Source organism: Rhizobium sp. AG855 (genome assembly GCF_003610655.1).
In the GTDB taxonomy this organism is placed as follows: domain Bacteria; phylum Pseudomonadota; class Alphaproteobacteria; order Rhizobiales; family Rhizobiaceae; genus Allorhizobium; species Allorhizobium wuzhouense.
Genome location: NZ_RAQG01000010.1, coordinates 1 through 15,483 on the forward strand (window position 1 = coordinate 1; position 15,483 = coordinate 15,483).

Genomic DNA, 15,483 nt, shown 5'->3' on the forward strand with positions numbered 1-15,483 from the left:
CCATCGAAATGAAATCCAGCGGATTGAAATGCAGGGAGTTCTCACGATCGTTTGGCGCAAACCGATAGACTTTGCCTACATTAGCGGCGCGCCAGTCGGCAGTCGCCGCATACATATCTCCTTTGATATCCAAGACCACGGCCGGGCCATTGAGATAAAGAAGGTTTCGCATGACGTGGGATGTGGACTTACCCGTACCGGGCGGCGCGATGGTGATAAGGCTTTCGTTACGATCATAGAAGAACTCTTCGCCATCGGCGAAAATGCCAAGGCGCAACGCCTTATCAGTAACCCCGTTCGGGATTAGTGGCTTAATTCCTCCAGACACAAGCCACCGTGTGCCGCTGTACAAATAGCGATTCAGCACGGCCTTCTCCTCGGAGTCGCCCTTCCCCTCCAGGATCGCGCGACATTTGTTCTGTACCAGCTCAGCCGCACTTTCGGGCGAACCTACCCGGGTGTCGATCAGCTGTGAGACACATTTCTTGAAGGCCGCCCCATCCCGGGGCCGCGTTAGGTTCGGGGGAGCTGAGAGCTGCGTTTTACCGTCATTCCAGATAAGCGCGAGACGGATGCCGTAAACCTCTGCATCGGAGAGTTTTTTCAGCACGGCAAGAATATCAGCAAGGCGCAGGATCGCACGGTGGCCTTCAGGAAAATCCCGTAGTGTCCGCGTTAATCTTGATCCACGAAGGCCATCGTTAAACGCCTTGGCAGAAAAACCGATGGAACTTGCGTCTATAGCCAACTCAAAGAGGATTCCCGTAGCGGATTTAGCGCTGCTATCGCTACCAATTTTGGTCCCGGTACGCTCCTCATGGAAAATCTCATGGATATTGCCCCGAGATTTCGTGTCCAAGCTATCGAGCAAGCCCTGGAGAGACACATGGACCGGGTTCAATTCGTTGGCATAGGTCGCATCGATATTTGCCAACGCATTGGCTAATTCCCTTTGCTGGCGTTGCTGTTCAGCGATTTTCTCTCTTGCGCGTCTTTCTGCCGCCTCTTTGGCCGCAGCGACACGACGTACCTCTTCCTCTGCCGCAGCCTTTGCGTGAAGCTCCTCACCCTTTTCAACAATGCCTGGAAACACCGATATCGATACTACAGCGCGGATTTCCCGTCGATTAAGAGCGGTTTCCGCGTCTGGTACAGATGGCATTTTTGCCAGAATAGTATCTGGTATATGCTTCTTAACTTTTAGAAATCTTCTGAAAAGATCCTTTTCAGAATCGGTAAGCTGCGGCTCTGCACGTCGCTGGCGTTCATCTTCACGCTTTGCTTTCGCTTCGGCAACGCGCTTCGAAACGATCCCCTTAAGCCAATCTATCATTGTTATCCCCGGCCCCAAAAAATATAATTCAGCAAAGTTTAGAGGTGGTGACAATCCAGATTGTAAACGATTGGTAAATTATCGCGGTAAACGAGTATTTCAGCGCGGGCCACAGTGGGGGCTGTCTGCCCCCACACCCCCGAGGATATTTCTAAAAGGGTTAGGGGGGTTTTAGGTAGCCAATCCGAACCGACCTACATCCTGACAGCAAAAACGCTTCCTGACGGGCCCTGGTGGCCGTCAGGAGCCACCAGTCCGGCCTTGCTCTTGGCAGTTACGGCCACCTGTGATTCAATGGCTGTACGGTACAGGCTGGGAAGCCGATGGCCGTAAAGGGTTAGGATGCCACTGCCTTCGGGTGGTGGCATTCGCCGTTAAGGCCCCTCCCCTCTTTTCTCTCAAAAAATCCAAAAAGCTCTTTTTTCTGAAATTCTGGAAAAGCGTTTTGAGAGAGTGTGTTGATGATGTTCTGCGCTGTTCTGATAAGTGTTCTGTATCCTTATTATAGGGAGCGCGACCAAGTCTGCGGTAAGGCGCGACCAAGTCTGCGGAATTAGCGCGACCAAGTCTGCGGAGATGCGCGACCAAGTCTGCGGAGAATGGACGGTATGCGCGACCAAGTCTGCGGAGATGCGCGACCAAGTCTGCGGAGGCACTCCCATAAGTGTCGGATTTTAAAGGGTTTTGAAAACGCACCTGCGCGACCAAGTCTGCGGAGCTAAGATTCGGGCGAATCACGCCTTTTTCAGCGGCTTGCGTACGGGCGGCAGCGCCAAAACCGTGGGATCTGCGGGGCTGAGAACGAGGCCCTGCTCGGTAAGCTTCAACGGCAGCTTCGGCAGCACCTCTTTGAGGTGTCCGACTTCTTCCTTGAACTTGGCCTTGAAGTCGCGCTGGCGGGTGAAGCCGGAGCCAAATTGCTCGGTGATGGCGTCCCAACTGATGTGCAGCGGCTCGTTGATGTTGTGTATGCGCCATCCCAGCCAGAAATACAGATCTAGCTTACGGGCACTGCCCTGGAAGGCGCGCACGGCGCGCGCGTTCACCGGCAGCGCGTGCTTCTGCAAGCTCTCGAACATGGTGCTGCTGAACGTCACCGTAGACGGCCACAGCGACGGCTGATCCTGGTTCGCGGATAGCCAGACGTCCATTTCCTCGATCGGGAAGAATTGCCTGGACCTGACCTTGTGGCCGTTCCACGACGATATCTTAATGGAGCAACTGGCCAGGGCGTTGAGCTGCTCGCGGAACGCGGTCAATGGCCCCTTCTTGCCGCCACTATCGGAAAACCCCATGTCGCGGACGAAGGCGGTGAACGTGTCCGCGATCTCAATCGTAGGGCTTTGCTGGCGGATGGCTTCGGAGCAAAGGTGCATCAGGATCAGGCGCGCTTTTGGCCCAAAGGGCAGCGGCTGGAGCATCTTGGAACCATCCGGCCCACGTAGGGAACCGGCGGTGACGTCGATCGCCATATTGCCCTGCTCGCGGCTATACTCGCGTACGTCGAGGGGCAGCCGGTCGTAAGGCAGGCCACAGATGGCGAGGACGCTGTGCAGGTGGCGCAAGTCTTCGGCCTGCGGCTCCTCATTCAGGAAGTGATCGTGCACCTGGGCGCGGCGCCGCTTCTCGCGCGGCATGGCCTCCAGCGCCGACTGGCGTTCGGCTTCGGCGGCATCGCGCTCGGTCTGTCGCTCGATGAGGATGCGCACCTCCAGGGCCAGCATCTTGGGCAGCAGATTGCGTCGCTTGTGGCGCTCCAGTTCCTGCTTAAGGTCGGCATCACGGATGAGCGCTACATCGGGCGTCGTGTCGTCGCTCATGGTCATGCGTCCTTTCTTTCCTTGGCTCTATAACGTCGTAGCGCTGTAGCGTTATGACGCTTTAGAGTTGTCTTTCATTTCGGCGGTGGTGGCGTAGCCACGCTTGCTAAGCACCGCATCAATCCCCTCCATGAACAGGTCATGCACCTTCTTGCGACCCTCGTGGAAGGCGATCTCCTCCAGCTTGTCCTTGACGGACAGCGGCAGGTAAATGCTCGTTTTGAACATGCCGGATTCACCCTTGGCAGGTTTCGTGGTCTGCTCCACCGTGCCGGTGTCAGCGGTGGAAGCGTTGGCAGCCGGGGCTGTCACAGCGCCAAACACCGACGGTCTGGATGGCTTGCTCATCGCGTTATTCCTTTCATGCGTTTATTGACCCATTGCCACAAGGCGCGCACCTCTTCGGCGGCTTTGCCGTCAGCAGCGTATTCCGTGACCCCCTGCCCTGCTGCATAGGCGTCCTGGTGGTCGGCCCGCTGCGCAATGTTCGGCTCAGCCAACACACCCAGCGTCTTGAGGCCTGCGGCCATCTCCATGGCACGCGCATTCTTGGGCTGGGGAGCACACTGCGTCAGGATAAATGCAAACGGCTTTTCGAGGCGCTGCAAGGCCTGCGCGGTGGGTAGCACTGCGTTGCCATCAATCCGCGTTGGGCGGATCGGCACCAGGCATAATTCAGCGGTCTGCATGGCTATGTGGGTGGTCGGGTTATCAGCCCCGGCGGTGTCAATGATGGTCAGGGTGAACCCCTGCCCTTTCACCCCATCCAGCAACTTCGGCAGGTCGGCAACCACCGAGGCCGGAACCTTTTCGACATGGGGTAGGTCGGCCTCGCGCAACTCGCCCCAGGTCGCCAGAGATGCCTGGGGGTCGAGATCGAGCGCGAGCACCTTTTCACCGGCCTCTTGGGCCGCAACGGCGAGCGAGGCGGCAAGAGTTGTCTTGCCGGTTCCGCCCTTTTGGGTGACGAGGGTAATGATTCGCATGAGGGTAACGTATCACGCTGCCCGCAGAGTTAAAGCGTTATGACGTGACAACGTCGAAACGCTGTAGAGCTATGATGCTAAGGCGTCACAACGCTATAGAGTTACATAACGTCGACTCCCGCCCATGCAAGCAGCCGGATAAGGTTGCTGAACATCGCGGCAATCGCGCCGACGGCCAGTAATCCCAACAGGAGATAGAGCACCAGGTCTTCTTTCATGAGTCACGGTAACAAACCTACCCCGCGCCACCAAGGGCACGGGGTAGGGGAGGGGAGCCTAATACTCCTCCGCTAACATGATCGTAAGCACACGCTGTGTCTGTTTGGGGTCTGCTGAGTTGTCCGAACCGCACAGCATGTCGGGCGCGTAGTAGTCGATTTTCCAGAAGGCTTTCCGGCCTTCAACAGTGACGGCCCCAAAGTCGTGCTCACCGAAGGGGTCATTCTCCGGGCCAAAGCCATCGAAAGTTTGGACGGCCTCGATGATGCGGCTTTGCAGATCCTCGGGGAGGGCGCGGATGCCCTCGGTCATCAGCACGCGGCCAGTTAGAAAGGTTGTCCGCAACAGGTCGTTCAAGCGAGCGATCGTTGTGATGGTGGTTGGGTGCATAGTTTTGGCTTTCCTTGGTTGATGCGCCGGAGCGCGCCACCGAAGGACGCGGGAGAGGGAGGGGTGTCCTGCACAACTCGGTTGGTGCGGGCAGGGCATGGATGCCACCTCACCCTATCGCGTAGGTGTGCCGCATCGTCCCCGGCGCTTCACCGGAAGCCAACTAATGACCTATCAACAAGGCAGATAGCGTTGTAGCGCTGTAGCGCTATAACGTCACTCTGGCTCGGCTTTGAGCCGTGAAATGGTGCTGCCGCTGACATTGTATGACCTGGCAATCTCCCGCACGGCTTCACCCTCCGCCTTTCGCTGCAAGGCCTCCTGACGCTGAAACTGGGTCAGCTTCGGCTTCGGGCCGAACGCCTGACCGCGTTCCTTGGCCCGTCTGCGGCCCTCACTGGTGCGGCTCTTGATAAGCTCGCGCTCGAACTCCGCTAAGCCCCCGAGAACCGTTAGCATAAGCCGCCCATGGGGGGTGGTGGTGTCGGCCCAGGTATCGGAGATTGACCGGAACGCCACGCCACGCTCGGCAAAGGTCCCGAGGATGTTCAAGAGGTCACGGGTCGATCGGGCTAGGCGGTCGAGTCGTGTCACCACAACAGTGTCACCGTCCTGCGCCGCCTGCATCAGCCGGGCGAGCTGCGCCCGGTCACTCTTCGCCCCGCTCGCGGTTTCCGCGAAGGTCTTTTCGGCTCCAGCCGCACTTAACGCCTCACGCTGGGCATCCAGTGTTTGTCCGTCTGTCGATACCCGCGCATATCCGTAAATCATGCACTCATTGTGCAACGGACTTATGCAACGCGCAACAGATTGATTTCAGGGGAGGGGAGGGGTGTTGCATAAATCCTGATTTGTGCAACGCTGCGACTGCAGCCAAGCGTGCATATGTTCTGCCCGCCAAGCGAGGAGAGTGTCGGTATCGTCGTCATAACGGCGGAGCAACCCTGTCACGACAGCATCGTCTGGGCTCCACCTCGAAATATTGCAGCCCAGCTCCACGAACCGTGTGTTCCAGACGAGTGACCCGCTGAACCCGGCGGGATCGTCGTGTTTCAAGCGTTCTCGCGCTGTCTCACTCGTGCCCCGGGAAATGGTAGAGTTTTTAGGGCTCCACAAGATTTCAAAAATATCCTTGTCGCTGGTTCCGCGCTTTTCTTGCGAGCAATACCCAGTAAGAATAACATCGGACCCAAAATTGCCAATGTATCCAACGTTTTCGCCTGCAATTCCACGGAAAAACAGCAACTCGTTCTCTACGGGCCGGTGGCTCGGTGCAAACTTCGCTATGGGTAGAGGCCGCACGGTCGTAATGGAGCTTTCCCACTCAACAGCAGGGATAGACGCCATAGCCACGTCCTTGCTTTCATCGGGCTCAACGCACCATATCAATGGCTGAATGTTCGTCGTCCCTCTATCGTCGACGTGGTAGGCGACCGGGTAGAACCTAGCTACGTGTTCGCACGTGAGGAGGCGAACTTCTTCTTGTTTTATGAATGTGCCCGTTCCTACTTTGCTATCACCCGCAAGTATCGCGACGAACGACCGGGTATAAACCTTCATTCTATCGGCAACGACACTCGACATTGCATCCCAAACAACTCGCAATTCTTCTTCGGTCATGTTTACCTAGGTGTGCACAAAGGTGGGGATTTCTGTCCTTGGAATTGTCTATTTTGGAGTAAACTAGGCCGAAGTGTCTTCTGTATCGTTACTTCTTTGGCGATTTTTTCTTCGGAGTCATGCCAACCTTTTTGACCATTGACTCGTCGTATGGCGGGATTGATGCTCGAAGCTCAGCCTTTGTGATCCCTCGTTCGCCATGGGCAGATGAGGATGCAAAGCCCGCATCGATTCGCTGCCTCATCGCCTTCTGCGCTGTGCTAAGAACACGGTTTTTTGCCATCTAGCTACCTCATCGCGTTGTGGACCGTATCATTTGCTTAAGCAAAGCCTATTCTGCGGCCTCGAATATCATATCGGACTGACGCACAGGCAGGTTGGGCACAAGTGCTGCAATTTCTGGAACTGGCACATTCGCTAGTTCTTTCGGTTCCAATTTGTGCAAGCCACCGCCGTAGACTCGGCCCTCCCCTAGAAGCTGGTCAGGGCTGATCTGGTTCAAGGCTTCCCATATCACGCGAATGAGGCCGGGCTTTTCAGCTAAAGCGTGGGCCAAAATCGGTGTCGGGTACATAGCCAAATAGACGTTGGCAACGGTCGCCTGCGAGTGGTTCAGGATGAAGCGGAAAGGTCGGCCGCTTTTGGAGTCGCCACGGCCGAGATAGGTGCATACGATGGGGGCAGGGGGACGGTTCTCCTGGCTGTACCAAAGACTACGGTGACGACAGAGATAGCGCTCATGCAACCCCTTCTGCTTACCCTCTTCCAGGTAGGCCCAAAGGCTCGGGTAGCGTTCCTCAATCTCGCGCTCTGGCAAACGGGGGTCGAGAAGGAACAGCCTCTTGTCCAAGCGGGGTAAGCCCGCATCATCGGCCGTAATTTCTTCCCCGCTTACATAGCGAGGGCTGGGCAAAATCGGTCGGAAACATTCAAGTGGAAGCTCACGGGCGGCGATGGTTTCAGCGTTGAGAATAAAATAGCCATTGTCGCCGGTTGCCAGGCCGCGCTTGATTTTAAAGAAATCGGCAATCACCGGTAGCGTGGATTTCTCCCGTACATCGGCTGCAGGGAAACGGGTCCACTTCTTTTCCTTCGCCAATTCAGCCGCCGGAAGCATTTTTGACAGCTTGGGCGCTCTCATGGAACCACCAAAACTGAATTCAACGGCATGGTTCGCGGGCGGCTGTTCGTTACGGAACCAGACAATGGCGGACGATACAAGCGCGTCGGCAAATTGTACGTCGGTGGGGTCAAAACGGTGAATATGCAGTAGGGTCACTCGCTCCAGAAGATAGCGTTTGACCGCCTGGCCATAGTTCACATCCATGAACTCGCTGGGGATTAACCAGCCAGATATGGCACCCGGGGCGAGCCAAGCGTGTGAAAGGCCGAGGAAATAGCAATAAAGGCCCGCGAGGCCACCGAATTTTGTGCCGCAGGCCAACTGATTGCGATGCTGTAAGCGCGCCTTTTCCTCATTCGCCATGTGATGATGTCGAACGTAAGGGGGATTGCAAATGAGCAGATTGAAACGCTGTCGAACGTCCTGAGTGGTAAAATCGGCCAGGCTGAGCTCTAGTCCGGTGCCATCCCATAGGTCGGAAGCGGGCAACCCATAATGCCGGTCAATCTCGAATCCCTGTGCGGCCTCAATGCTGGACTTAGGAAAAACTTTCAACAGGGCGGAGTAAAAGGCCCCGGTGCCTATGGCAGGGTCAAGGAACCGCACGGGTAGGTCCGTCGGTAACATATCCTTGGCGTAGGCCAAGATGTCCCGCGCCAGCGCTGTGGGAGTGGCGAACTGCCCCAGCTTATTGCGCTGGGCCTGGGTTTTTTGACCGTCCAAGATCGCCTGCAACGTCAAGCGCTGGCTTTCCATGGCGTCAATGTCAAAACGTTTGCTCACAGGCCAAACTCCGCCAGGTCGTCTATCCGGTGTTCCCACACCCAATCAATCCCTTCGGCGGCTTCATACCCCAAATAGCCGCTATCGAAATATCCGCATAGAAACAGGTTGAACCTCACTTGACCACCGTAATTACTCCGAAGTTGCGCCATTTTCACGGCTTCCTCTTTGCGGCGCTTGTTGGTGTTGGTGAAGTCTCCAGCGGACTTGGCTTCAAAGAAGATGGGCAGTTCTTCGGCGGCCGAGCCGTGTGGCTTAATGACTGCATCGACAGGAATATTGATGGTTTGCAACCCGCCTTCGAGCTTCACCGGCACGTTCATGCGGAAGCTGAACGTGCCGGGCGGCATGGCATCAAACCGTGTGCCGTTGGGGACTTGCCGGTATTGCCGTGCTTCAAGCCACGCCTTGATGGCGGCAAGCTGCCGCTTTTCCTGGGCATTGCGGATGATGGGATTGGCAACTGCGCCGCACAGACGGTCCGCGACAATGGTTGCTGCTCTCAATACCTCAGCTTCCGTAGCAACGGCCTCACGTCCCAACCATACGAAAATATCCGGGTCAGCCATGCGCTGAACTATAGAGATAATTTTCAGCAGATTTGCATTGAAGTCTGTTGCGTTCATCCGCGCAGGCAGCTTGCCTTCTTCCATAGTTTTAACAAGGGAGGCTGATGCACCTGAAAGGCCTATAAGCCGGTCAACGGCTATTGGTGGGCACGTAGACATCCGCAGCGTCGATAACGACTCTGGGTGCGCACGGAGAACGATAGGCTGCAAATTTGTAAGATTGCCCGTAGCTGCCAGCGTTGCCAAAACCGATCTTGTTGTTTCGATACGTGTATCTCGAAACGCCTTTGGCGCAAAATTCATAAACCAGTCATTGTACATATCTACCGATAACGCTACATCGGTTTTCCAGTTGTGAGGCTTATCCAAGTTTACGGGCATTATTTATTACTCTCTTTGATTTTATACTGCGCCCACATTTCTTCAAAGAGTTTCCGAACCGTCACGCCACGACGCGCGGCTTCAGATTTTACTTGTAGGGCCATTTCAGGGGAGAGGCTGACCCCTAGGATCTTCCTCTCTGACACGCTGTTTTGTCGACTCGGCTTGTTTTCCATGCTGCATGGTGTCGACATGTCGACGCGAGGGTCAAGGAAATAGCTGCTTGCTGCACAGAAAACGGGCGTACGGAACTTACGATACCCCCTACGCGCGCATTGAGGTGCTTAAATGCGAGGTTGCAGCCATGCAACCCTGCCTGACCGGCGAGGTTTGGGGGTAGCAAGGGCAAGCGTTTCAGGCGGCGGGCGCACAAGCGCAGCGCGGAGCCTCGGGAGACCGCCCCCTTGCCCACGCGAGGGGCAACGCCCCTTAGATCCTCTTCATTAAATGCCCAGAGACCGCTGGCTAAAGCGGCTATAGGCATCAAGAAACCCCTCTGCCATGTCCGCCTTCAAGGCGTCAGCGATCGGGAAGGCCATAACCCTGGCGCGTCCGCGCCGCTCGATCGCGCGCCCCATCAGGGCGCGCAAGGGCACCCAATAGAAGTGCCCCGGCTCATTGAGATCCAGGCAGGCAAAGTTCACGGTCATATGGAAAAAGGCCTCGAAACAGGCGAGCTTGTCCACTTCGCCCACCTCAAACAGCAGGTGATCGTCATAGGTGGACTTCGCCTTGACGTCGAAGGCCATCATACCTGCATGAGGAATACCGACCAGGTAATCCGGGCGTTTGATCTTCCCCCGGAGACGATCGGGCACGTTCAGCGGGGACTGCTCGACGTAGAGGAAGGCGACCCCGGACTGGTTGAGCCAAGCGCGGAACGAGGCCTCAGCCTCTTCGCCCTTTGCTTTCAACGTGACCGGTAATCGGAACATGCAAGGAGGGTGCGCCCAGCTCTCCCCCATGACAAGCAGGCGCCGATGCTTCGCCGCTGTGACTGTGGCGCACCTGCATATTGACCTTATGGCGCATGAGAACATAATAGGAACAAAATCCTGTCTCAGAGCCAAAAAGGCCAGCCCCATATGCATAAAGATCCGCTCAAGGCGCTCCAACTTCATGTCGGCATCAGCCTCGGTTGTCTGCGAAAAACGATGGTGCGCGGCTTTGCAGGCTGTGGCCAAAGCCGTCGCCGGGATGTTCACCTCATCCCGCAGATGGCTGAGACGATTGCACGGGACATAGCCGTGACACTGGTTTTCAGCCGTGACGGCGCTCAGGTCATCCGCAGCCGCATCGAGCATCACATCGGTGAGGTGCTGACGGTAGTGCCGGATGCGATGGCACGGGCATGGGCCGGGGTGGATGCCACGGCCCGTGATAATGCGCGCCAGGCGATTACCGCCCGCATCGTGGAGCGTCTGAGTGAGCGCTATGCGGTCACGGTCCAGGCGCGACCGATCATTGTCCCGTCGGCAGGTGTCTGGTGCGGGCTCAGGGATGCCCAAGAGGAAACATAATCATCCTACCCACCCGTGGGCGGGGTACTACCAAATCAAGCACCCTCTTTACGCCTCGGTGCGTCGGGTAAAATGGCAAGACCGGCACGGGCAGCCATGAAGTGGAGCGCCAGACGGGTTTCGAGCCCGCATCTGTCGGGTAGGAAACCGACCGCTCTACCGTTGAGCTACTGACGCATGGTCAGGGCGCAACCCGACGCCAACCGACGGGGTCAAGAGGTGCTTTCCTCCAAAGGGTGGGGGTGGTAGGATGAAGGCCGGGTAGGAAACCGGCTAAACGCATCGCGCAAGCGGTGCGTTTTTTTGTTTCTGCCGCTCGCAACGCGATCCGTAGGCGGAGGGGCGGGAGCCCCAACCGCCTGCGGCGTGCAGGCTGGGAGGTCGGAGAGGAGGGTGCGGAGCGCGCACCACTCGGAGCACCCGGAACGGAGACCCTAAGCCTGCACGGGCTGGGTGCGGGAGTGCCTAGCTCCCGTTGGCCTGGCGCACGTCAGGCCACAGGGAGGGTTCGGGAGGGACCCCCGCCCGATCGCCGGCAGGTGTGGTGCCGGCGACACCTGGGCGCCAAAGGCAGCCCTGTCACTACCGTGCCGTCACGGTAGTGACAGGGCGTACCCAGCGTGACCAGGACTGTTTGGGGCAGCACCTCGGCTACGCGTCAGGAACGGATAAAGGACGGAGGCATAAGGGACTGGCGAGGTTTGCTCGAACCTTGCCAGCGCTGACACCGAGCCATCTTTGCAACAACCCACGGGCCAATGCCGCCCCTTTATCCCGGAAAGGAGAACCTGACATGCCTATTCAACCGAAGCGCCAGACGGCGCACCACGCCAAACCCCCGCCCACTTGTACGGCCCTATGCCCAATGGCGCTATAAGGTGCTCACCGGATGGTCTTGCCCCGCTGCGGGCGGCCCGACCGTGGACACCATGACCCCAGCCCAGGCAGCGCGCGACCGCGCGGCCCGCCTGGAAATCTCCCATGAGCTGGGCCATGGGCGCCTCGATGTGACCGACACCTATCTGGGGCGCCGCTTCGCTCCCATGACACACAAGGAGAGTGCGGCATGAAAAGCCCCCCGATCCTTGAACGCGTAAAAGAGATGGCGCGCCAGGCGCGCGAACGCGAAGCAGAAAAGCTGCTGACTGTTAAGCTGGTAAAGGAAGCCATTAGCGAGGCAGCCGGGCAAGGCTATAGCCGCGTGGTCATTGCCCCACTCAAGCCGTTAGACCTGACGAAGACCGAGGTTGCCTTGGCAACCGTCGCCGAGCTGGAGAAGGATGGATTTCATATCCAGTGGGAGGTCCGCATCCAGCCCGATAACACCTCGCTTAAAGCTCTCGTCGTGAGCTGGTAGTCTTCGATATGTCATGGAAGGGTAGTGTGGGGACGTGAAACTAATCCGCGATCCCCATTCCTTTGCCTTTCTGCTTTTCCAGTTCCTTTTCCTTGGCCTGGCGATCGCGCATCTGATCCATCATGCGACGACGTGCTTCAAGCTTATCGTCCTGCGCCTGCGATCCAGGCTGAGCGGTATTCTGCGCATGAGAGGGGTGACGTTCGCCTGCAAGCTGTTCGCGGGCGTCTTTCATGGCCTCGTTGTTCTTCCGGTCATCAAGCGAAGACTGCGAAGGCTGAGGGGGCGCCTGAGACTTGATTGTATTACGAGTATGGGCTGGATGCTGCTCAGCGGCGAGACGCTCACGCGCGTCTCGCATCACGTCGTTGTTCTGACGGTTTTGGGAGTCAGCACTCGGCGTTTGAGCCCTTTGGTGCGGTGACGCCTGTTGAAAATTTGAGGGCTGATGTTGAGGCGTCTGCTGCGGCTTCTGCTCAGGAGCTTTTGACTGCGCACTTTGGCCGTCCGCTGGCGTGCTCGGGGTGGGCGACGGTGCCTTGCCGAACTTCTCCGCGTAAGACCGCTCTGCCGCATCCAGCTGCTTTTTATCCTGAGCGTGTCTATCCCACAGGTTCGGTATCTCACGACGGGCCGGACCGGCAGCTTGGCGTTTTTCTGCTGCCCCCTTCTGGTATCCCTCTTTCTTCACCAGACTGCCAGGCCGAATACCAAACTGTCCGCCATGAGGGTATTCATGAAACGCCTTCTTAAGTGACTCAACTCCACCCTTGTCATAAACCTTGCCAATGCGCTTCCCCGAGTGTTTTGGAAAATAGAAGGCAGCGTCCATTGCATTATCCAATGCCGCCTTGCTCTTGCCTTCCTTGGCTCGCCACTGCGCCAAGTCGGCTTCCCTCATAGCTTTATCTCGGTCATCGACACTCATATGCACCCCCTTGTCAGATAGAATTTCATTCCCCATAATAGCTAATACGTGGGAATTATTACCGCCTCTGTCGATAGATTCACCGAAGCTGTCGGTACGTTTTTGATATCCCTCTCTCCCCAAAACCCAATCCGCAGATGGTTTGAGTCCAGTTGGGAAGCTCATGAAAGAGATCGGCGACGCTGGCGGGAAGAGAACGCCCGACAAGCCGCCGAACAAGACGCCCGAATTGACGCCATGTTGATTGATGTTGCTATGCGACACCGACCCACCGACGAGCGGGGGTATCATTGATTCCGCTCGGTGGTGAATGGCCCGGAGTTCATCCAGCTCCCGTGTCTGTTTGTCCTCATCCAACGCCCGCCAATAGTCGGCGGGTGTTTCTCTGACAGCCCTATTGTAGGCGGGTCGAGATCGGCCCTTGTCGATTTCCCGATAGTCAACGTGGCGATGGGGTAGCCGTGAACCAGGTCTGTTTCGGTAGCGGTGTTTACGGCTCACGGGCCTGGCACCGCGTCGCTCCATCTGTTGCGCTTTTGGCCCCTCGTGAACCGTAGGCGCGCGCTCCACGCCTTGCACTTCCAAAGTGCGCCGATTGATGCGCTCCGGCCGCCCTGCCCTCTCAAGGGCACGGTTGGCGTGCATCTCCCACAAGGTACGTAGCTTCTCGGTGCTGCCCTGCTCGCTCAAACCAGCGACTCGCTTACCTGTCTCTGGATCACGATCACGAATTAGGAGGTGCGCATGGGGGTTGTGGGCGTCCTTGCCTTGATCGTGGAAGGCGGCGAGCCAAGGCGCCCTCCCCTGCGTGACATCCTCCGCATAAGCACGCACCAGATCAGCCCGCTGCTGGGCGTCGAGCTCGCGAGGGAGAGCCAGCAAAACTTTGTCGGCAACCCGCGCGTTTTTGCGGTCACCGTCCTCGCCTCGCCGCATGAAATTAGCCGCTCTGCCCGGCCTATCGGGCATCCGGGCGGCTTCGATGTGGCTCGCGGCAGAAGGTCGGGTAATGTATCGGACATGGGCGGCGGCCGTATGAGGCCGCGCCTGCGTGGATTTCCCAATAGGCTGATGATGCAGGCTGTATATCGCCATACTTCTACCAATGGTCCCTAGAGGAGCACGGGTTTGCTCTTGCAAACCCATAAGTGCGCTCTACCGATGTTTTACGCTACCACCAGGCCCCTCTACTGGCAACGTGACGGCCAAGTCTGACTAAGCGAAGCGACAGACGAGCCGTGCCCCCGCCCTTGTTGGTTATGCCCAGGGGGTAAAACATCGCGCGCCACACCGCCCCTCCTCGTATGGGGTAGGTGGTGTGGCGCTAAAGGCATTGTTCATTTCGCTAGGTCAGGCGTCAGATTATCGGCGATCGAGCTTTCCGGGACGACCTGGGATGCGCGTTTCATTGCCTCTGGGTCAGCATAGTAGGGGCGCTTAGTCAGAACCGCATTGTCCATGCCGTTCAGCATGACCACCACTTTGTCAGCATAGTCTGACCCTGTAAGGTCGTAAGCTTCGACCAACGGCCGCTCGCTTCCATCAAGAAGGCCGCGACGGATACCGAGATGGCTGGAGAGCCATTTCGAGCGCTCAGCGTCCGGGTTCATGTAACACTGCGCCAGGCAGTTTCCGACCATGCCTTCCGCATTCGGGTAGCTGGTTTTGAGCTGACCGATGTTTTGTGCGAACATCCAAAGACGTACGCCAAAACCTCGCCCGACATCGAGCGCTTCTTCCACCACATCCATTCGCTTCAGGCGCGGCAACTCGTCAAGGAAGAACGTGACGGCTTCAGCTCCGGCAACCGGTGTGCCTTTGCACAAGACGCTGATGCAGCTCCCTAGCAAGACACGCAAAACAGACGCAAAGCGCTTTATGTCGCCAAGGTCTACGCACAGGTAGAGCGTCGCCCGCTCTCCGCGTAGCAACTCCGGCTTGAAAGTCGTATCGCGTGTCAGACGGGCAATCGCAGGCGATTCCCACACCTTCAGTTTGGTGCGTGCGGTATCGAATACACCCTCCCGCTGCTTGACCGGCATTTTATTGAGCGAGCTGCCCATGCGGCGAAGCGTGGGCATTTCGTGCATCATAAGGTCAGAGATCAGCGCATTGAACGGCGCATTTTCGTCGTCCGCGTCCCCTGCTCGCTCCGCTGCCAACGGATCGTTGTTGATACCGCTGAGAAGGTCCAGCACGGATTCCATGCAGCGCTCGGCTCCGGTGCGTGTCAGGGCGACATAGAGCACCATTGCGCGAATAACCTGGATAGCGCGCTCATCGAAGTACTCGCCCTCCTCGGGCGGTACAGTGAGCAATTCTGCGAGCCGTTCGGACTCTTCGTAAGCCTCGTCCGGATCCATCGAAATGAAATCCAGCGGATTGAAATGCAGGGAGTTCTCACGATCGTTTGGCGCAAACCGATAGACTTTGCCTACATTAGCGGCGCGCCAG

15 protein-coding genes and 1 tRNA gene are annotated in these 15,483 nt (G+C 57.4%); 3 read left to right on the forward strand and 13 right to left on the reverse strand.

Annotation, left to right across the window (positions count from 1 at the left end; genetic code table 11):
* The 10 genes from DFO46_RS23600 to DFO46_RS24215 form a co-directional block, all read right to left on the reverse strand.
* Positions 1 to 1,333 (reverse strand): type IV secretory system conjugative DNA transfer family protein (locus tag DFO46_RS23600; protein ID WP_183042025.1); only part of this gene is annotated, 1,333 nt, incomplete at its 3' end.
* Between the two features lie 734 nt (positions 1,334 to 2,067).
* Positions 2,068 to 3,159 carry a replication protein RepA gene (locus DFO46_RS23605; RefSeq protein ID WP_120279348.1) on the reverse strand — a complete coding sequence of 364 codons (1,092 nt, stop codon included), beginning with the start codon at positions 3,157 to 3,159 and terminating at the stop codon, positions 2,068 to 2,070.
* A gap of 45 nt (positions 3,160 to 3,204) precedes the next feature.
* Positions 3,205 to 3,501: a hypothetical protein gene (locus DFO46_RS23610; protein WP_120279349.1), complete on the reverse strand. Its 297-nt coding sequence runs from the start codon at positions 3,499 to 3,501 to the stop codon at positions 3,205 to 3,207.
* Positions 3,498 to 4,139 (reverse strand): ParA family protein, encoded by a 642-nt coding sequence (locus DFO46_RS23615; protein ID WP_120279350.1) that lies wholly within the window; start codon positions 4,137 to 4,139, stop codon positions 3,498 to 3,500. The genes DFO46_RS23610 and DFO46_RS23615 overlap by 4 nt, the downstream gene beginning before the upstream one ends.
* A 276-nt stretch (positions 4,140 to 4,415) precedes the next feature.
* On the reverse strand, positions 4,416 to 4,748 hold the full coding sequence (locus DFO46_RS23620; RefSeq protein WP_120279351.1) for a DUF3768 domain-containing protein: 333 nt from the start codon (positions 4,746 to 4,748) through the stop codon (positions 4,416 to 4,418).
* 216 nt (positions 4,749 to 4,964) lie between these two features.
* Positions 4,965 to 5,519 carry a recombinase family protein gene (locus DFO46_RS23625; RefSeq protein ID WP_120279352.1) on the reverse strand — a complete coding sequence of 185 codons (555 nt, stop codon included), beginning with the start codon at positions 5,517 to 5,519 and terminating at the stop codon, positions 4,965 to 4,967.
* Between the two features lie 45 nt (positions 5,520 to 5,564).
* The gene (locus DFO46_RS23630) at positions 5,565 to 6,368 is read right to left on the reverse strand and encodes a hypothetical protein (RefSeq protein ID WP_120279353.1); all 804 of its coding nucleotides are present in this window, start codon (positions 6,366 to 6,368) and stop codon (positions 5,565 to 5,567) included.
* Positions 6,369 to 6,699: 331 nt separating this feature from the next.
* Positions 6,700 to 8,274, reverse strand: coding sequence for an Eco57I restriction-modification methylase domain-containing protein (locus DFO46_RS23635; RefSeq protein ID WP_210210668.1), 1,575 nt, complete (start codon positions 8,272 to 8,274; stop codon positions 6,700 to 6,702).
* Entirely contained in the window at positions 8,271 to 9,224 is a 954-nt protein-coding gene (locus DFO46_RS23640; protein WP_120279354.1) for a XamI family restriction endonuclease, read from the reverse strand. Before DFO46_RS23640 ends, DFO46_RS23635 begins: the two co-directional genes overlap by 4 nt.
* A 443-nt stretch (positions 9,225 to 9,667) precedes the next feature.
* Positions 9,668 to 10,429 carry a hypothetical protein gene (locus tag DFO46_RS24215; RefSeq protein WP_245422716.1) on the reverse strand — a complete coding sequence of 254 codons (762 nt, stop codon included), beginning with the start codon at positions 10,427 to 10,429 and terminating at the stop codon, positions 9,668 to 9,670.
* A 42-nt stretch (positions 10,430 to 10,471) separates the two neighbouring features.
* Between DFO46_RS24215 and DFO46_RS23655 the strand changes: the two genes are divergently transcribed.
* A complete protein-coding gene (locus DFO46_RS23655) occupies positions 10,472 to 10,744 on the forward strand; it encodes a hypothetical protein (RefSeq protein WP_147412802.1) in 273 nt (90 codons plus the stop codon).
* A 102-nt stretch (positions 10,745 to 10,846) separates the two neighbouring features.
* On the opposite strand, the gene DFO46_RS23660 is transcribed toward DFO46_RS23655, so the two are convergent.
* Positions 10,847 to 10,921, reverse strand: a tRNA-Gly gene (locus DFO46_RS23660).
* Between the two features lie 743 nt (positions 10,922 to 11,664).
* On the opposite strand from DFO46_RS23660, the gene DFO46_RS23665 reads away from it, so the two are divergent.
* Together DFO46_RS23665 and DFO46_RS23670 are read left to right on the forward strand one after the other, a co-directional pair.
* A complete protein-coding gene (locus DFO46_RS23665) occupies positions 11,665 to 11,814 on the forward strand; it encodes a hypothetical protein (protein ID WP_183042026.1) in 150 nt (49 codons plus the stop codon).
* A complete protein-coding gene (locus tag DFO46_RS23670) occupies positions 11,811 to 12,101 on the forward strand; it encodes a hypothetical protein (RefSeq protein WP_120279357.1) in 291 nt (96 codons plus the stop codon). Before DFO46_RS23665 ends, DFO46_RS23670 begins: the two co-directional genes overlap by 4 nt.
* Before the next feature lie 40 nt (positions 12,102 to 12,141).
* Here DFO46_RS23670 and DFO46_RS23675 read toward each other — a convergent pair whose 3' ends face one another.
* Positions 12,142 to 14,124: a MobA/MobL family protein gene (locus tag DFO46_RS23675; protein ID WP_245422717.1), complete on the reverse strand. Its 1,983-nt coding sequence runs from the start codon at positions 14,122 to 14,124 to the stop codon at positions 12,142 to 12,144.
* Positions 14,125 to 14,366: 242 nt separating this feature from the next.
* Positions 14,367 to 15,483: type IV secretory system conjugative DNA transfer family protein (locus DFO46_RS23680; protein WP_147412803.1), on the reverse strand; the 1,117-nt coding region annotated here is incomplete at its 5' end.